This window comes from Streptomyces sp. M-16 (assembly GCF_052114405.1).
Classification (GTDB): Bacteria; Actinomycetota; Actinomycetes; order Streptomycetales; family Streptomycetaceae; genus Streptomyces.
Genome location: NZ_JBFRER010000152.1, coordinates 1 through 16,583, shown reverse-complemented (window position 1 = coordinate 16,583; position 16,583 = coordinate 1). Strand labels below are relative to the sequence as shown.

Annotated in this window: 15 protein-coding genes; 11 read left to right on the top strand and 4 right to left on the bottom strand. The window is 72.6% G+C overall.

Annotated features, from left to right (window positions below):
* A partial coding sequence (locus tag AB4039_RS38115; protein WP_442272907.1) for a type I polyketide synthase occupies nt 1-1,807 on the bottom strand: 1,807 nt, incomplete at its 3' end.
* A 134-nt stretch (nt 1,808-1,941) separates the two neighbouring features.
* Nucleotides 1,942-3,153: a cytochrome P450 gene (locus AB4039_RS38110; RefSeq protein WP_442272906.1), complete on the bottom strand. Its 1,212-nt coding sequence runs from the start codon at nt 3,151-3,153 to the stop codon at nt 1,942-1,944.
* Nucleotides 3,154-3,468: 315 nt separating this feature from the next.
* Here AB4039_RS38110 and AB4039_RS38105 point away from each other — a divergent pair, with 315 nt between their 5' ends.
* From AB4039_RS38105 to AB4039_RS38060, 10 genes are all read left to right on the top strand, one after another.
* Nucleotides 3,469-4,695, top strand: coding sequence for a macrolide family glycosyltransferase (locus AB4039_RS38105; protein WP_266845201.1), 1,227 nt, complete (start codon nt 3,469-3,471; stop codon nt 4,693-4,695).
* An 89-nt stretch (nt 4,696-4,784) separates the two neighbouring features.
* Nucleotides 4,785-6,038, top strand: coding sequence for a cytochrome P450 (locus tag AB4039_RS38100; protein WP_442272905.1), 1,254 nt, complete (start codon nt 4,785-4,787; stop codon nt 6,036-6,038).
* A 47-nt stretch (nt 6,039-6,085) separates the two neighbouring features.
* On the top strand, nt 6,086-6,532 hold the full coding sequence (locus tag AB4039_RS38095) for a sugar 3,4-ketoisomerase (RefSeq protein WP_266845205.1): 447 nt from the start codon (nt 6,086-6,088) through the stop codon (nt 6,530-6,532).
* Nucleotides 6,529-7,668, top strand: a complete 1,140-nt coding sequence (locus AB4039_RS38090; protein ID WP_442272904.1) for a DegT/DnrJ/EryC1/StrS family aminotransferase — start codon at nt 6,529-6,531, stop codon at nt 7,666-7,668. Before AB4039_RS38095 ends, AB4039_RS38090 begins: the two co-directional genes overlap by 4 nt.
* Nucleotides 7,661-8,626: a glucose-1-phosphate thymidylyltransferase RfbA gene (gene rfbA, locus AB4039_RS38085; protein WP_266845207.1), complete on the top strand. Its 966-nt coding sequence runs from the start codon at nt 7,661-7,663 to the stop codon at nt 8,624-8,626. The genes AB4039_RS38090 and rfbA overlap by 8 nt, the downstream gene beginning before the upstream one ends.
* Before the next feature lie 67 nt (nt 8,627-8,693).
* On the top strand, nt 8,694-9,683 hold the full coding sequence (gene rfbB / locus AB4039_RS38080; RefSeq protein WP_266845209.1) for a dTDP-glucose 4,6-dehydratase: 990 nt from the start codon (nt 8,694-8,696) through the stop codon (nt 9,681-9,683).
* Nucleotides 9,670-10,260, top strand: a complete 591-nt coding sequence (locus AB4039_RS38075) for a dTDP-4-dehydrorhamnose 3,5-epimerase (protein WP_266845211.1) — start codon at nt 9,670-9,672, stop codon at nt 10,258-10,260. The genes rfbB and AB4039_RS38075 overlap by 14 nt, the downstream gene beginning before the upstream one ends.
* The gene (locus AB4039_RS38070) at nt 10,257-11,033 is read left to right on the top strand and encodes a thioesterase II family protein (RefSeq protein ID WP_442272903.1); all 777 of its coding nucleotides are present in this window, start codon (nt 10,257-10,259) and stop codon (nt 11,031-11,033) included. Before AB4039_RS38075 ends, AB4039_RS38070 begins: the two co-directional genes overlap by 4 nt.
* Entirely contained in the window at nt 11,023-12,453 is a 1,431-nt protein-coding gene (locus tag AB4039_RS38065) for an NDP-hexose 2,3-dehydratase family protein (protein WP_266845213.1), read from the top strand. The genes AB4039_RS38070 and AB4039_RS38065 overlap by 11 nt, the downstream gene beginning before the upstream one ends.
* Nucleotides 12,454-12,472: 19 nt before the next feature.
* On the top strand, nt 12,473-13,468 hold the full coding sequence (locus AB4039_RS38060) for a Gfo/Idh/MocA family protein (RefSeq protein ID WP_266845215.1): 996 nt from the start codon (nt 12,473-12,475) through the stop codon (nt 13,466-13,468).
* On the opposite strand, the gene abc-f is transcribed toward AB4039_RS38060, so the two are convergent.
* Together abc-f and AB4039_RS38050 are read right to left on the bottom strand one after the other, a co-directional pair.
* Nucleotides 13,458-15,122, bottom strand: coding sequence for a ribosomal protection-like ABC-F family protein (abc-f, locus tag AB4039_RS38055; protein WP_266845333.1), 1,665 nt, complete (start codon nt 15,120-15,122; stop codon nt 13,458-13,460). The genes AB4039_RS38060 and abc-f overlap by 11 nt on opposite strands.
* Before the next feature lie 196 nt (nt 15,123-15,318).
* A complete protein-coding gene (locus AB4039_RS38050; RefSeq protein WP_266845217.1) occupies nt 15,319-15,633 on the bottom strand; it encodes an antibiotic biosynthesis monooxygenase family protein in 315 nt (104 codons plus the stop codon).
* Nucleotides 15,634-15,855: 222 nt separating this feature from the next.
* Between AB4039_RS38050 and AB4039_RS38045 the strand changes: the two genes are divergently transcribed.
* Nucleotides 15,856-16,583, top strand: a 728-nt coding sequence (locus AB4039_RS38045) for an alcohol dehydrogenase catalytic domain-containing protein (protein ID WP_442272902.1), incomplete at its 3' end; no start/stop codon positions are given.

The window sequence follows — 16,583 nt, the reverse complement described above, 5'->3', positions numbered from 1 at the left end:
GCACCACACCCAGCGAACGCCACACCTCGGCGAGCGAAACCATCACCGCCCACGTCACGGGCTGGACCACATCCACCCGCTCCAGCGAACGCCCCTCCCGCAACACCTCCACCACATCGAAATCCACGAACGGCGCCAGAGCATCAGCACACTCCCGCAACCGCCCCGCGAAAACAGGCGAGGAACCGAGCAGCTCCGCACCCATCCCCACCCACTGCGTCCCCTGACCCGGAAACACCAGCACCCGACGACCGAACGACCCCGCCACACCGTGTACGGCGGAGCGCTCCAGACGGGTGAGCAGTTCGTCGCGGTCGCCGGCCAGGACGACGGCACGGTGGCCGAAGACGGTACGGGCGTCGGCGAGGGTCCAGGCGACGTCGAGGAGGTCGAGCTCCGGGCCGTGTTCGACACGGGCGCTGAGCTGAGCGGCCTGGTCGCGGAGTCCTTCGGCGGTCCGGCCGGAGACGACCACGGGCACGACGGGCAGCGCGGCCCGCCGGCCCTCGGCCACGGCCGCTACCTCAGCCGCGGCCTCAGCCGGGGCCTCTTCGAGGACGAGGTGGGCGTTGGTGCCGCCCATGCCGAAGGACGACACCCCCGCCAGCCGTCGCTGCCCGGCCGGCTCGATCCACGGCTCCGGGGCGGTCGGGACGTGCAGGTTCAACGCGTCCAGCGGGATGTCGGGGTGGGGCGTCTCGTGGTTCAGGGTGGCCGGGATCTCCCCTTCGCGGACGGTGAGGGCGGCCTTGAGGAAGCCGACGAGGCCGGCGGCGCCTTCGAGGTGGCCGACGTTCGTCTTCGCCGAGCCGACGGCCAGCGGGGTGCCGGCGCCGGTGGCGGCGCGGGCCGTGCCCAGGACGGCGCCGAGCGCCGCGGCTTCGACGGGGTCGCCCGCGCGGGTTCCGGTCCCGTGGAGTTCGACGAAGCGGACCCGTCCGGGCCGTACGCCCGCCCGGTCGTAGGCCTCGCGGAGCACCGCTTCCTGGGCGGCCCGGTCCGGAGTGGTCAGGCTCGGGCCACCGCCGTCGTTGTTGACGGCACCGCCCTTGACGACGCAGTGCACCCGGTCGCCGTCGGCAAGGGCTCGGTGCAGGGGCTTGAGTACGACGGCGACGCCGCCCTCACCGCGGACGTAGCCGTTGGCACGGGCGTCGAAGGTGTGGCAGCGGCCGTCGGGGGAGAGGGCACCCATCAGGTCCATGACGGTGGTGCTGTCGTCGGCCAGGATCAGGTTGACGCCGCCGACGACGGCGAGGTCGCTCTCACCGCGCCGCAGGCTCTCGCAGGCGAGGTGGACGGCGACGAGGGAGGAGGACTGGGCGGTGTCCACGGCCATGCTGGGGCCGCGCAGTCCGAGGAGGTAGGAGAGCCGGTTGGCGGCCATGGCGCGGTGGCGGCCCGCGGCGCTGTAACCGCCCGCGTCGCCGGTGCGGCGCGCGGCGAGGGTGGCGTAGTCGTCGGAGGCGATGCCGACGTACACGCCGGTGCGGGTGCCGCGGAGCCGGCCGGGGACGATCCCGGCGTGTTCGAGGGCCTCCCAGCCGAGTTCCAGGACCAGGCGCTGCTGGGGGTCGGTGGCGGCGGCCTGGGCGGCCGTCATCCCGAAGAATTCGGCGTCGAATGCGCCGTGGTCCTCCAGGGCGGCGCGCCAGGTTCCGTCGTCCTGCCGGGAGACGGAATTCCGGCCGTTCCGCAGGAGCTCCCAGAATTCTTCGTGATTCGCCGCTCCGGGCATTCGGCAGGCCAGTCCCACGACGGCTATGTCGTTTTCACCCACGTGCTGCTCACCGGTCTCGGGGTTCATCGGTTCTCCATGGCCAGGGATGAACTGCGCCTCCCCGGGAGGGGAATGCGCATGAAGTCGAAAGGGGGCCGCGGCGGTGTTTCCGCGGGAGCCGCGCGCGGGAAGGGGGGCGCGGTTGCCGGATGCCGGCCGGGTCACCAGGTGACGGGCAGTTCCACGAGTCCGCGGACGAGCATGCCCTCGTGCCAGGCGAGGTCCGGGGCCGGGAYGGCGAGGCGCAGTCCGGGGAGGCGGGAGGTGAGGGCTTCGAGCGCGCACTGGAGTTCGGCGCGGGCGAGGGGGGCGCCGAGGCAGTAGTGGGGGCCCTGTCCGAAGGCGATGTGGGGGTTGGCCTCGCGGTCCAGGACGAGCGCGTCGGCGTCCTCGAAGACGGTCTCGTCGCGGTTGGCGGAGGCGAGGGAGTAGACGACGGCCTCGCCGGCGCGGATGGTGACGCCGCCGATCTCGATGTCCTCGGTGGCGATCCGGGTGGGTCCGACGCTGGACCACAGCGGAACCACGCGCAGGAGTTCCTCGACGGCGGTGGGGACGAGGTCGGGGCGGGCGCAGAGCTCCTCGTAGCGGGCGCGGTCGGCGAGGAGGAGCGCCACGTGGCCGGCGAGTTGTCCGGCGGTGGTCTCGTGGCCGCCGATGAGCATGCCGCCGGTGAGCATGAGGAGTTCGTTCTCGCTGAGTGCCTCGCCCTCGTCGTGGGCTTCGATGAGGGCGCTGAGCAGGTCGTCCTCGGGGTGGGCGCGGCGCAGGGCGACGTAGCCGCGCAGGTAGTCGGCGTACTCCTCGGCGGCCGCGGCGACCTGTTCCTCGGTGTAGCGGCTCGCGGACATCAGGGCCTCGGTGAAGGCGCGGAAGACGTGCCGGTCCTCGTGGGGGATGCCGAGCATCTCGCAGATGACGGCGGTGGGCAGCGGCAGGGCCAGGCCCTGGACGAGGTCGGCGGGGCCGCCGGCGGCCACGAGTTCGTCGATGAGCCGGTGGGTGATCTCGGTGATGCGGGGGCGCAGGGCGGCGACCCGGCGGGCGGTGAAGGCCCGGGAGACGAGGCGGCGCAGGCGGGCGTGGGTCTCGGGGGGCATGCCCATGAGGCCGACGGAGTCCAGGGTGCGGGGTGCGGCCCGGGGGACGTCGCGGTCGGCTCCGGCGTGCATGCTCAGGCGGGGGTCGGCGGAGGCCTTCTTGATGTCGGCGTGGCGGGTGAGGAGCCAGGCGTCGCCGCCGTAGGGCATGCGGACGCGCACGACGGGCTCGGCCGACCGCAGGGCGGCGTAGGCCGGGTCGAGTTCGAGGTCGACGCGGTCGCCGAAGGGGTACGTCCGGATGGTCCCGGCGGCGGCATGAGGGCAGGTCATGGCTGGATCTCCTCTGTACGCGGGCCCTGTCAGCCAACAGCAGCGCACGGCGGACACACCGCCGACAGTGAGAGGACTATGTCAACTCGCTCCGAATAGGACCGGAAATTCAAGCCCGAATTGAGTCGCGTTCAATGTCGTTTTGAGGAGACTCCGGAAGGGTCACGCGACGGCGCAGAGCGATCTCACACTATGTCAAGTCCGCACTTGCGCCAACACTGTCGATCCCCGTAATTTCCGTGAGGTCGACCAGCAGGCCACAGCCCACGCCCCACGCATTCTGTTTCGGTGCAAGATTCGAAAGGCTGCTCCCCGATGGCGCATATCGCCTTCTTCATCCTCCCCGCGGCGGGTCATGTGAATCCGACGCTGTCGGTGGCGCGGGAGCTCGTCGCGCGCGGTCACCGGGTCACCTACGCGCTCTCCGAGAACTACGGCGAGCGGGTGCTGGCGTCGGGGGCGGAGTTCCTGTCGTACCCGATGGACCAGGACCGGTTCCTGGCGACGATGGTGCCGCAGCAGGACTCGGCGTCGTACACGGACCAGCAGGAGTTCCTCAACATGATGAAGTGGATGCTGGAGCTCACCCAGCAGACGCTTCCCTCGTTCGAGGAGCACTTCGCGGCCGATCGGCCCGACGTGTTCGTGTGCGACCCGTCGTCGTTCTGGAGCGGCCACATCCTTGCGGCGAAGTGGGGCATCCCGGTCATCCGCAGTACGCCGACGTACGTGGCGAACGAGCACTGGTCGCTGCACCCGCCGGTGGACACCGCCGAGGAGCAGCAGGAGGACCCCGAGACGGGCGAGCTGTTCGCGGTGGTCGCGGGGCTGCTGGCGGAGCACGGCGTGGAGAAGGGCATCGGCGAGTTCGCGGACGATGTGCACTCGGGGCCGGCGCTGGTGTACCTGCCGCGGGCGTTCCAGTACGCCGGGGAAACCTTCGGCGAGGAGGTCCACTTCGTCGGTCCGTGCACGGGCGCGAACAGCTTCCACGGTGACTGGGAGGCCCCGCGGACGGGCCGGCCGCTGGCGCTGATCACGCTGGGCACCCTGTACAACCGCCAGCCCGAGTTCTTCCGGGCGTGTGCCCTGGCCTTCGCGGATCTGGACTGGGACGTGGAGATGGCCCACGCGGGCGGGGTGGCCGACGGCGCTCTGGACCCGGTGCCGGAGAACGTCCGGGTGCACACGTTCGTGCCGCAGGGCGAGGTGCTCCGGCACGCGTCCCTGATGATCAACCACGGCGGTACGAGCACCGTGCTCCAGGCCGTCTCCGAGGGCGTGCCGGTGATCTCGGTCCCGCAGATGGCGGAGCTGCACGCGACCGCCACGCGCGTCGAGCAGCTGGGCGTCGGCGCGAAGCTGCTGCGCAAGGACGTCTCGCCCGAGCGGATCCGCGAGACGGTCCTCGCCGTGGCGGGAGACCCGGACGTGCGGGACGCCGTGGCGCGGCTGCGCCGGGAGATCGAGTCCGCGGGCGGCCCGGTGGCCGCGGCCGACGCGATCGAGCGGCTGCTGGCGCCCGTTCCCGCGGACGCCTGACCCGGCACCGCCCCCCTCCCCCCTCCCCCCTCCACCTTCTCCCCTCCTCCCTTCCCCTCCCCTGCTGAACCCGAGCTGAGGAAGCCGACATGACGACACAGACCACCGAGGCAGCCGAGGCGGCCGAGGMCATCGCGGCGGAAGAGCCCCCGCACCCGCTGGCGCAGCCCGAGGCCGCCGACGCGCAGCAGCTGCTGGACTGGTTCGCGCGGGCCCGCGCCGAGGAGCCCGTCTTCTACGACTCGACGCGCTTCGCCTGGCAGGTCTTCTCGTACGAGGACTACAACACCGTCTCCACGAACCCCCTCGTCTTCTCCTCCGACTTCTCGCCGGTCTTCCCGGTGCCCGAGGAGCTGGCGCTGCTGATGGGCCCCGGAACCTTCGGCGGCATCGACCCGCCCAAGCACGGCCCGCTGCGCCGTCTGGTCGGCCAGGCCTTCACCCCGCGCCGGATGGCGGCCCTGGAGCCGCGGATCGCGGAGATCACCCGGGAACTGCTCGACGGGCTCGGGGACCGTACCGAGATCGACGTGGTCACGGACCTCGCCTACCCGCTGCCGGTCACGGTGATCGCCGAGCTGCTCGGGGTGCCGGCCGAGGACCAGGACCTGTTCCGCGAGTGGGTCGACGTCATCCTCAACAACGAGGGCATGGAGTACCCGAACCTCCCGGACGACTTCGCCGAGACGATGGGCCCCGCCATCAAGGAGTGGGCCGCGTACCTGTACGCGAAGATCGCCGAGAAGCGCGCGGTGCCGACGGACGACCTGATGAGCGGGCTCATCGAGTCCGAGGTCGAGGGCCGCCGGCTCACCGACGAGGAGATCGTCAACATCGTGGCGCTGCTGCTGACGGCGGGCCACATCTCCAGTGCCACGCTGCTGAGCAACCTGTTCATCGTGCTGGACCGCCACCCCGGGGCGCAGGCGGCGCTGCGCGCCGACCGTTCGCTGATCCCCGCCGCCGTGGAGGAGACGCTGCGCTTCCGCGGCCCGTTCAACAACATCTTCCGGCTGGTGACGCAGGACACCGACCTGCTGGGCGTGCCGATGAAGGCCGGCCAGATGGTGACGGCGTGGAGCGCGTCCGCCAACCGGGACCCGGCGCAGTTCCCGGACCCGGACACCTTCGACGTGCACCGCAGCTCCAACAAGCACATGGCGTTCGGCCACGGCATCCACCACTGCCTGGGGGCGTTCCTGGCGCGGATCGAGGCGAAGGTCTTCCTGAACCTGGCCTTCGACGCCTTCGCCTCGTTCTCGGTCGACCACGACAAGGCGGAGTTCTACGAGACCGACCAGCTGACCCCGCGTCATCTGCCGGTCTCCGTCGTCCGCGGCTGAGACGTCCGCGGCGCGTTCGGAGCGGGTCAACGAGGGAGCGGAAGCGCATGGCGGTGGGCACCACCACAGAAACGAAGGTGGGCAGGATCAAACCCTGCGCCTTCATCGACTTGGAGCAGCACAACGACGAGCGCGGCAAACTGTCGGTCGTCGAGTCCGGGGCGACGACCGGCTTCCCGATCAGACGGGTCTACTACCTGCACGACGCGGACGCCGGCGCCTCCCGGGGCAGCCACGCCCACCGCGAGCTGGAGCAGCTGGTCATCGCGGTCCACGGCAGTTTCACGATCACCGTGGACGACGGGTTCGGGCAGGCGTCGTACGTCCTGGACGACCCCGGCCGGGGCCTGTACATCGGGCCGATGGTGTGGCGGCAGCTGAGCGGCTTCTCCGAGGGCGCGGTCTGTGTCGTCCTGGCCTCGCTGCACTACGACGAGTCGGACTACCACCGCGACTACGAGGCCTTCCTGGCCGATGCGAGGAGGTGGCCGTGACGGCGCCGACCGTGACGCGCGGGATCCGCGTGCCCTTCCACGACCTGCGGGACCTGCACGCCCTGGACGGGCTCCAGGAGGAACTCGACGCGGCGGTGCTGCGGGTGACGCGCAGCGGCCGCTACCTGCTCGGGCCCGAACTGGAGGCGTTCGAGGAGGAGTTCGCCCGCTTCTGCGAGAACGGTCACTGCGTCGGGGTCGGCAGCGGGCTGGACGCCCTGGAGCTGACGCTGCGGGCGCTCGGGATCGGTGAGGGCGACGAGGTGATCGTCCCCGGGCACACCTTCGTCGCGACCTGGCTCGCGGTGTCGGCGACGGGCGCGCGTCCCGTCCCGGTGGAGCCGGAGCCCGGCTCCTTCCTGATCGATCCCGACCGGATCGCGGCGGCGATCACCGACCGCACCCGGGCGGTCATGCCGGTGCACACCTACGGGCACCCCGTGGACCTCGACGCCGTGGAGGCCGTCACGGCGCCCCGGGGCATCGCGGTGGTGGAAGACGCGGCCCAGGCGCACGGGGCCCGTCACCGGGGCCGGCGGATCGGCTCCCGGTACGCGGCGGCGTTCAGCTTCTACCCGGGCAAGAACCTGGGCGCGCTGGGCGACGGCGGCGCGGTGGTCACCTCCGACGCCGCCCTGGCGGAGCGGATCCGGCTGCTGCGCAACTACGGCGCCCGGGAGAAGTACCGTCACGAGGTCCGAGGCACCAACTCGCGGCTCGACGAGGTCCAGGCGGCGGCGCTGCGGGTGAAGCTGCCGCGGCTGGACGCCTGGAACGCCCGCCGCCGGGAGATCGCCGCGCGCTACGGCGAGGGCCTCGCCGGCCTGCCGGGCCTGACCGTGCCGTCCGTCGCCCCGTGGGCGGAGCCGGTCTGGCACCAGTACGTACTGCGGACGCCGCGCCGGGAGGAGCTGCGCACCGCGCTGACGGACGCCGGGGTGGAGAACCTGGTCCACTACCCGGTCGCCGTCCACCGGTCCGATGCCTACGCGGGCACCGGAACGGGCCCGCTGCCCCACTCCGAGCGTCTGGCCGCCGAGGTGCTGAGCCTGCCCATGGGGCCGCAGCTGACCGCGAAGGACGTAGAGACCGTCATCACGGCGGTCCGTGACGCCACGGAGAGCAGCCATGATTGAGGTTCCCACCCTTCCGACCGTGTCGGCGCTCGCCGCCCACGGGGGCCGCCGCCCGCTCAAGGGCATCATCCTCGCGGGCGGCAGCGGCACCCGGCTGCGGCCGCTGACGGGGGCGCTGTCCAAGCAGCTCCTCCCGGTGTACGACAAGCCGATGATCTACTACCCGCTGGCGGTGCTGATGCTCGCCGGCATCCGGGACATCCAGATCATCTCCGCCAGGAACCACCTGGAGATGTTCCGGGCCCTGCTCGGCGACGGCTCGCAGCTCGGCATCGACCTGCGCTACGCGGAGCAGGAGGAGCCGCGCGGCATCGCGGAGGCCTTCCTGATCGGCGAGGAGCACATCGGCGACAGTCCGGTGGCGCTGATCCTCGGCGACAACGTCTTCCACGGCCCCGGCTTCTCCTCGCTGATCAACCAGGCGGCGATGCGCCTGGACGGCTGCGAGCTGTTCGGGTATCCCGTGCAGGACCCCCAGCGCTACGGCGTGGGCGAACTGGACTCCGACGGGCGGCTGGTGTCGCTGGTGGAGAAGCCCGACCGGCCGCGCTCCAACCTGGCCGTGACCGGCCTGTACCTGTACGACAACGACGTGGTGGAGATCGCCCGCGGGCTGCGTCCCTCGGCGCGCGGAGAGCTGGAGATCACCGACGTCAACCGGGTCTACCTGGCCCAGGGCCGGGCCCGGCTGAACGAGCTGGGCCGCGGCTTCGCCTGGCTGGACATGGGCACGCACGACTCGCTGCTCCAGGCCGGCCAGTACGTCCAGCTGCTGGAACAGCGCCAGGGCGAACGGATCGCCTGCGTGGAGGAGATCGCCCTGCGGATGGGGTTCATCGGCCACGAGCAGTGCTTCGCGCTCGGCCGCGAACTCGGCGATTCGAGCTACGGCAACTACGTGCGCCAGCTCGCGGGCCGGGCCGCGGCGAGCACGGCGGCCGACTCCCCCGCCGCCTGAACGCCCCCGACCCGCCCGCCCCCGCCCCCGCCCCGCCCGCTCCCCTCCTCACGAAAGGTCCTTCGAGATGCGCGTCCTGGTGACCGGAGGTGCGGGCTTCATCGGCTCACACTTCGTCAGAGAGCTGCTGGCCGGGGCCTACCCGGACCTGGGCGAGGGCGAGGTGGTGGTGCTGGACGCCCTCACCTACGCCGGGAACCTCGCCAACCTCGACCCGGTGAGCGAACACCCCCGGCTGGAGTTCGTCCACGGGGACATCTGCGACCGGGAGCTGGTCGCCGAGCTGATGGCGGACACGGACCTGGTGGTGCACTTCGCCGCCGAGTCGCACGTGGACCGGTCGATCGCCGACGCCTCGGAGTTCGTGCGCACCAACGTGCTGGGCACGGCCACGCTGCTCCAGGCGGCCGTCGGAGCGGGCACCGGCCGGTTCGTGCACGTCTCCACCGACGAGGTCTACGGGTCCATCGAGACGGGCTCCTGGCCCGAGGACCACCCCCTCGTGCCCAACTCGCCCTACGCCGCCTCCAAGGCCTCCTCCGACCTGCTGGCCCTGGCCTTCCACCGCACCCACGGGCTGGAGGTGTGCGTGACGCGCTGCTCCAACAACTACGGGCCGTACCAGTTCCCGGAGAAGGTCATCCCGCTGTTCACCACCAACCTGGTCGACGGCCTCGACGTCCCGCTGTACGGGGACGGCGGCAACAGCCGCGACTGGCTGCACGTGGACGACCACTGCCGGGGCATCGCCCTCGTCGCCGTCAAGGGGCGGCCGGGCGAGGTGTACAACATCGGCGGCGGCACCGAGCTGACCAACCTGGAGCTGACGGAACGGCTGCTGGAGCTGTGCGGGCGCGACGCCGGCGCCCTGCGCCGGGTCGCGGACCGGGCCGGGCACGACCGCCGCTACTCGGTGGACATCGACAAGATCTCCTCCGAGCTCGGCTACGCGCCCCGGGTGCCCTTCGACCGGGGGCTGGCCGAGACGGTCGCCTGGTACCGGGAGCACCGCGCCTGGTGGGAACCCCTGAAGGCGGGCCACGTTGCGCATCGATGAGACGGCGCTGTCCGGCACGTTCCGGATCGTGCCCGAACGCTTCGAGGACGAACGCGGCCACTTCTGGGAGGCCGCCCGGCACAGCCGGCTGACCGAGGAGACGGGCCTGCCGTTCACCGTCCGCCAGGTCAACAACTCGGTGTCGCGCCGGGGCACGCTGCGCGGGGTGCACTGCAACGACGTGCCCGGTGACGCCGGCAAGCTCGTGACCTGCGTACGCGGCTCCATCCTCGACTTCATGGTGGACCTGCGCACCGGCTCCCCCACCTTCGGCCGGCACGTCATGACCCGGCTCGACGCCCGCGACGGCATCGCCCTGTACATGCCGGGCAGCATCGGGCACGCCTTCCTCGCGCTGGAGGACGACACCTGCGTGAACTACCTGCTCGCCGCCGAGTACGTGCCGGGGGCGATGGTCGACGTCGACGCGCTGGACCCCGAACTGGCCCTGCCCTGGGGCCTGACGGGGCCCCCGGTCCGCTCCCCCAAGGACGCGGCCGCGCCCTCCCTGGCCGAGGTCGTGGCCTCCGGCCGGCTGCCCCGCCACACACCCCACGAGGAGCTGATCCGCCCGTGACCCCGCCCACCGCCACCCGCACCCCGGCCGTCGTCCGCGACGCCTGGCTGCGCCGCTACCGCCCGCTCGACGCCGCGGTCGTGCGGCTGGTGTGCTTCCCGCACGCCGGGGGCTCGGCCAGCTCCTACCTGGCTCTGGCCACCGCGCTCGCGCCCGCCGGGGTCGAGGTGCTCGCCGTCCAGTACCCGGGCCGCCAGGACCGCCGCTCGGAACCCTGCGCCACCAGCGTCGAGGAACTCGTCGAGGGGCTGCTGCCCGAGCTGCGGCAGTGGACCGGGGAACCGTTCGCGCTGTTCGGGCACAGCCTGGGCGCCACCCTCGCCTACGAGACGGCCCGACGGCTGGCCGAGCTCGGGGAGCGGCCCGTCCACCTGTTCCTGTCGGGCCGCCGGTCCCCGACCGTGCCCCGCCGCGACACCGCCCACCTGCTGGACGACCGGGGGCTGATCGACCTGATCGCCCGGCTCCAGGGCACCGAACCGGCGCTGCTCCAGGACGAGGAGATGTTGCGCATGGTGCTGCCCGCGATCCGCGGCGACTACCGGGTGGCCGGCGCGTACGTGCACCGCCCGGGACCGGCCCTGGGGGTACCGGTGACGGTGCTCACGGGGGACCGGGACCCGAACGTCTCCGTCGACGACGCGCTGCGCTGGTCGCAGGTGGTGGAGGGGCCGTTCGGGCTGTGCGTGCTGCCCGGCGGGCACTTCTTCCTCATCGAGCGTGCCGAGGACGTCCGCAGCATCATCGAGGGGGCGCTGGACCGTGCGCACTGAGACCCCGCCCCGGGCGGCCGCCGACCGGGCGGACACCGCGCGCCGCCTGCTGCTGTCGGCGCGTACGCCCGACAGCGCGGTCATGCCCGTGCACCGGGTCGCCCCGTGGCTGGCCGAACGGACCCGGGCCGGTGACTTCCGGGTCACCCGGGTGCCGTTTGCCGAGCTGCGGGGCTGGTCGTTCGAGGAGGGCACCGGCAACCTGCGGCACGAGTCGGGCCGGTTCTTCTCCGTGGAGGGCCTGCACGTGCACGCCGACGGCCTGCCCGCGCGCGGCTGGAAGCAGCCGATCATCGTCCAGCCCGAGATCGGCCTGCTGGGCATCGTGGCCCGGGAGATCGACGGCGTGCTGCACTTCCTGATGCAGGCCAAGATGGAGCCGGGCAACGTGAACACGCTCCAGCTCTCCCCGACCGTGCAGGCCACCCGCAGCAACTTCACCGGCGTCCACCGCGGCCGCGGCATCCCCCACCTCGGCCTCTTCCTGGAACGCGGCCGGGCCCGCGTGCTGGTGGACGCCCTCCAGTCCGAGCAGGCCGACTGGTTCCTCGGCAAACGCAACCGCAACATGGTCGTCGAGATCGACGAGGACATCGAGACCGGCCCGGAGTTCCGCTGGCTGACCTTCGGCCAGTTGCTGCGGCTGCTGCGCCTGGACAACGTCGTCAACATGGACAGCCGCTCCATCCTCGCCTGCCTGCCGACCTCCGGCGCCGGTCCCGAGGGGGCCGCCGCCGGCCCGGTGCTGCGCTCCTTCCACGATCCGTCGGCGCCCTCCGTACTGCGCACCCCGGAGATCCTCAGCTGGCTCACCGGGATCCGCGCCCAGCGGGAGCTGGTCCAGCGCCGGGTGCCGCTGGCCGAGGTGGCCGAGGACGGCTGGGTGCGTACCGCCGACGAGATCGGCCACGCGGGCGGACGCCGCTTCCGCGTCGTGGGCGCGGACATCTCCGCGAGCAACCGCGAGGTCGCCGCCTGGACGCAGCCCCTGATCCAGCCGCAGGTCCCGGGGCTGATGGCGCTGGTCGTCAAACCGATCCGGGGGACCCTGCACGCCCTGGTGCAGGCGCGGGTCGACGTCGGCCACCTCGCCGTCGCCGAGCTGGCGCCCACCGTGCACTGCCGGCCCGCCGACCACACCGGGCCCGGACGCGCCCCGTTCCCGCCGTTCCTCGCCGACGTGCTCGCCGCCCCGGACACGCGGATCCGCTACGACGCGGTGCAGTCCGAGGAGGGCGGCCGCTTCCACCACGCGGAGAACCGGTACACGATCGTCGAGGTCGGCGAGGAGTTCTCCGAGGACGTCCCCGAGGACTTCGCCTGGCTGACGTTCTCGCAGCTCACCGAGTTGCTGGCGTACGGGAACCACCTCGACGTCGAACTGCGCACCCTCGTGGTGTGCGCGCACACCCTGTACTGAACCTCCCCGAGGACGGACCGTGTCCCCCACCCCGCTGCGCCTCGGCCTCCTCGGCTGCGGCGACATCGCCGCCCGCCGCACCCTGCCGGCGCTGGCCCGCACCCCCGCGCTCGCGCTCGCCGCCGTCGCGGCCCGCGACCCGGACCGGGCCGCCGCGTTCGCCGCCCGCTTCGGCGGGGAGCCCGTGGCCTCGTACGAGGAACTGCTGGCCCGCCCGGACGTGACGGCGGTGTACCTGTGCCTGCCCACGATGCTGCACGCCGCCTGGGCGGAGCGGGCGCTGCGCGCCGGCAAGCACGTCTTCGTCGAGAAACCGCTGGCCACCCGGGGCGCGGACGCGCAGCGGCTGTACGCGCTCGCCCGCTCGCGTTCCCTGGTGCTGCTGGAGAACTTCATGTTCCTCCACCACGGCACCCAGCGGACGGTCGCTGCCCTGCTGGAGGCCGGGACCCTCGGCACGCTCCGCTCGGTGTCCGCGGCGTTCACCATCCCGCCCCGGCCCGAGGGCGACACCCGCCACGACCCGGCGCTCGGCGGCGGGGCCCTGCTCGACAGCGGCGTCTACCCGCTGCGCGCCGCCCTGCGCTTCCTCGGCACGGACCTGTCCGTGGCCGGGGCGGTGCTGCGCCACGACGACCGCCTCGGGGTGGACCTGTCGGGTGCGGCCCTGCTGGCGGCCCCGGACGGGGCCACGGCGCAGCTGCGCTTCGGCATGGAGCACCACTACCGGTCCTGGTACGAGATCCAGGGCAGCGAGGGCTCCCTGTCGGTGGAGCACGTCTTCACGACGGCACCCGCGCACGTCCCCGTCGTCCGGCTCGTCGTGGGCACGCGGCCGCGCGAGCTGCGGGTGCCGGCGGAGGACCACTTCGAGGCGGTGCTGCGGTTCTTCGCCGCCGCCGTCGCGGACCCGGACCGTACGCGGGGCGGCCTGCCGCTGCTCGACGCCGAGTCGATGCGGCAGGCCGCGCTGCTGGACGGGATCCGCGGGGCGGCGTCGCGCGTCAGGGCGTGACGGGGGCCCCGTCGCGCAGTTCCAGGTGGGTGCCCCGGAAGCCGCGGCGCATCCGGCGGTCGTGGGTGACGGTGACCACGGCGCCCGTGTAGTGGGACAGGGCTTCTTCGAGTTCCTCCACCAGCAGCGGTGACAGGTGGTTGGTGGGCTCGTCGAGCAGCAGCAGGTCCACCGGGCGGGTCACCAGGCGGGCCACGTCGATGCGGCGCCGCTGGCCCACCGACAGGGAGCCGACGGGCAGTTCCAGCTCGGCGGGGCGGAACAGCCCGAGGGACAGCAGCTGTTCGGCGTGCTCCTCGGGGTGGCCCGGGCGGCCCTCCGCGAACTCCGCCAGCACCGAGCGGCGGGGGTGCTTGGGCATCTCGTCCTGGCGCAGCCAGCCGATGTGGGCGGCCCGGCGAACGGTGCCCCCCTCGGGCTCCAGGTCGCCGGCGAGGACCCGCAGCAGGGTGCTCTTGCCGGCCCCGTTGGGTCCGGTGACCAGCAGTCGTTCGCCGGGGGCGATGGCGAGGTGTTCGATGCGCAGCCGGCCGGGCACCTCGATGCCGTCGGCCTCGGTGAGGACGTCGGCGGAGGCGGCGGAGCCGGAGTCGTCGCCGAGGGCGAGCGAGGCGGTGAACCGCAGCGGCTCGGGCGGCGCGGGCACGGGGTTCTCCCGCAGGCGGCGCAGCCGTTCGTTGGCGTTGCGGGCCTTGCCCGACGTGGCCGAGGAGGAGGAACGGGCCCGGTGGTGCTCGGAGCCGCTGAAGGCCCAGGGGCCCTTCTTGGCGATGGCGGCGAGCATCCGGCCGGCGTTCTCGGCGAGCTTCTCCTGGCGGGCGATCTCCTGGAGGTGGTCCTCGTACTCCTGCTCCCAGCGGGCGCGGGCGGCGGCCTTGGCGGTGAGGTAGCCCTGGTAGCCGTTGCCGTACCGGTTGACGGTGTGGGTGTCGGGGTCCACCTCCAGGATGGTGGAGGTCACCGCCTCCAGGAAGGCCCGGTCGTGGGTGATGACGACGACGGTTCCGCGGTGGTCGCGCAGCCGCTTCTCCAGCCAGTCGACGGCCTGGTCGTCGAGGTCGTTGGTCGGCTCGTCGAGGAGCAGGAGCTCGGGGGCGGCGGCGAGGGTCGCGGCCAGGGCCAGGCGCGAGCGTTCGCCGCCGGAGAGGGTGTCGACGGCCCGGTCCCGGTCGAGTCCGGGCAGGCCGAGGCCGTGCAGGGCGGCGTCCGCCCGGGCGTCTGCCTCGTAGCCGCCGCGGTCCTCGAACTCGGCGAGGAGGTCGCCGTACTCCGCCAGCAGCTTGGGGTCGTTGTCGACGAGCGCGTCCTCGGCCGCGTGCAGGCGGCGCTCCACGTCCCGCAGGTCCGCGAACGCCTGGTCGAGCACGTCGCGGACGGTCGCACTGGCGGGCAGTTCGAGGCGCTGCGGCAGGTGGCCGACGCCGCCGGGGGCGGTCACGGTGACGTCGCCGTTGTCCGTTTCCTCGACGCCCGCGATCAGCCGCAGGAGCGTCGACTTGCCCGAGCCGTTGTCGCCGATGACCCCGGCCTTCTCACCGGGTTTGACGGTGAGCGACACCCGGTCCAGCACGACGTGGTCGTCGTAGCGTTTGGTGACCTCTTCCAGCGTGAGCTGGGAGTGCACCCGGGACGCGGTGGGTGAGGACAATCGCATAGACATGCTCCTGGTCGTGCGGGTGGGACAGTTGGCGTCCTCGCCGAGGATCCGGCCTTCACCTGCCCGCGGGGCTCGTCCTCGACCAGGCCCGGCCGGTCGCCGTTCGACCTTCTCCACCGTCGCTCGAGCGACGGTGGACCGTGCCTGGAGTCCGGCCGGTCCCGGGGGGCGGGGCTCGCGGCGGGGGCGTGGATCAGCGGGTGGCGTCGGCCGCCGCGGCGGGGGTGCCGTCGGTGACGGTCTCGTACAACGCCGTTTCGGGGGTGGCCAGTTCGGCCAGGTCCCGGGCCAGGTTCCGGAAGCCCTCGCTGGTCACCGCGGCGCGGTGCGCGGCGGCGTCCCGCCAGACGGACAGCTCGACGTAGACGTTCGCGGGGCCGACCAGGCGCAGGGTCTGGTGGCTGACGCAGCCGGGCTGGGCCCGGACGAACCGTGCGGCACGGCTCTTGACGGCGAGGAACTCCGACAGGTCGCCGTGGACGTCGAGCCTGTTGACGAAGGTCACCATGGGGCCGCTCCTCTACGGGTACGGGTGCGCGGGCGTCCTTCCACCGTCCGCAAGGCCGGTCGAGGGGGCTTCGAAGGGCGCTCGACCGGCGCCGCCCAGGCTGCCGGGAGACGGCGGCCCGCCGGCCGCGGACGCGTCGTCACTCCGAGACCGGGGGCGCGCACGGCCGAGAGGTTACCGGCCGGTCCGACGGCGCCCCCGCCTATGCGCAAGGGAACTCACGTGGACGAGATCGTCAATGCCCTGCTGTCCGAGGACACGGCACCGGCCGACTTCGCGGCGCTGGCCCTGCCCCCGTCCTACCGGGGCAACGTGGTGCGCCGGGACGAGACGGACATGTTCGAGGGGATGGCCTCGTCGGAGAAGGACCCGCGCAAGTCCCTGCACGTCCAGGACGTGCCGACGCCGCAGCCGGGTCCGGGCGAGGCCCTGATCGCGGTGATGGCGAGCGCCATCAACTACAACACCGTCTGGAGCTCGATCTTCGAGCCGCTGCCGACCTTCGGCTTCCTGGAGCGCTACGGCCGCCTGTCCGAGCAGACCAGGCGCCACGACCTCCCGTACCACGTGCTGGGTTCGGACCTGTCGGGTGTGGTGCTGCGCACCGGGCCCGGGGTCAACCGCTGGCGGCCCGGCGACCGGGTCGTGGCGCACTGCCTGTCGGTGGAGCTGGAGTCCGCGGAGGGGCACGACGACACGATGCTCGACCCGGAGCAGCGGATCTGGGGCTTCGAGACCAACTTCGGCGGCCTGGCGGAGCTCGCGCTGGTCAAGTCGAACCAGCTGATGCCGAAGCCGGAGCACCTCAGCTGGGAGGAGGCCGCGTCCCCGGGCCTGGTCAACTCGACCGCGTACCGCCAGCTGGTCTCCCGCAACGGTGCCGGGATGAAGCAGGGCGACAACGTCCTGATCTGGGGCGCCAGCGGCGGCCTCGGCTCCTACGCCACCCA

Excerpts from the sequence above, each read along its gene's own strand:
- AB4039_RS38105 (WP_266845201.1), top strand. The coding sequence starts at position 3,469 with ATGGCGCATATCGCCTTCTTCATCCTCCCCGCGGCGGGTCATGTGAAT.
- AB4039_RS38095 (WP_266845205.1), top strand. The coding sequence starts at position 6,086 with ATGGCGGTGGGCACCACCACAGAAACGAAGGTGGGCAGGATCAAACCC.
- rfbA (WP_266845207.1), top strand. The coding sequence starts at position 7,661 with ATGATTGAGGTTCCCACCCTTCCGACCGTGTCGGCGCTCGCCGCCCAC.
- rfbB (WP_266845209.1), top strand. The coding sequence starts at position 8,694 with ATGCGCGTCCTGGTGACCGGAGGTGCGGGCTTCATCGGCTCACACTTC.
- abc-f (WP_266845333.1), bottom strand. The coding sequence starts at position 15,122 with ATGCGATTGTCCTCACCCACCGCGTCCCGGGTGCACTCCCAGCTCACG.
- AB4039_RS38050 (WP_266845217.1), bottom strand. The coding sequence starts at position 15,633 with ATGGTGACCTTCGTCAACAGGCTCGACGTCCACGGCGACCTGTCGGAG.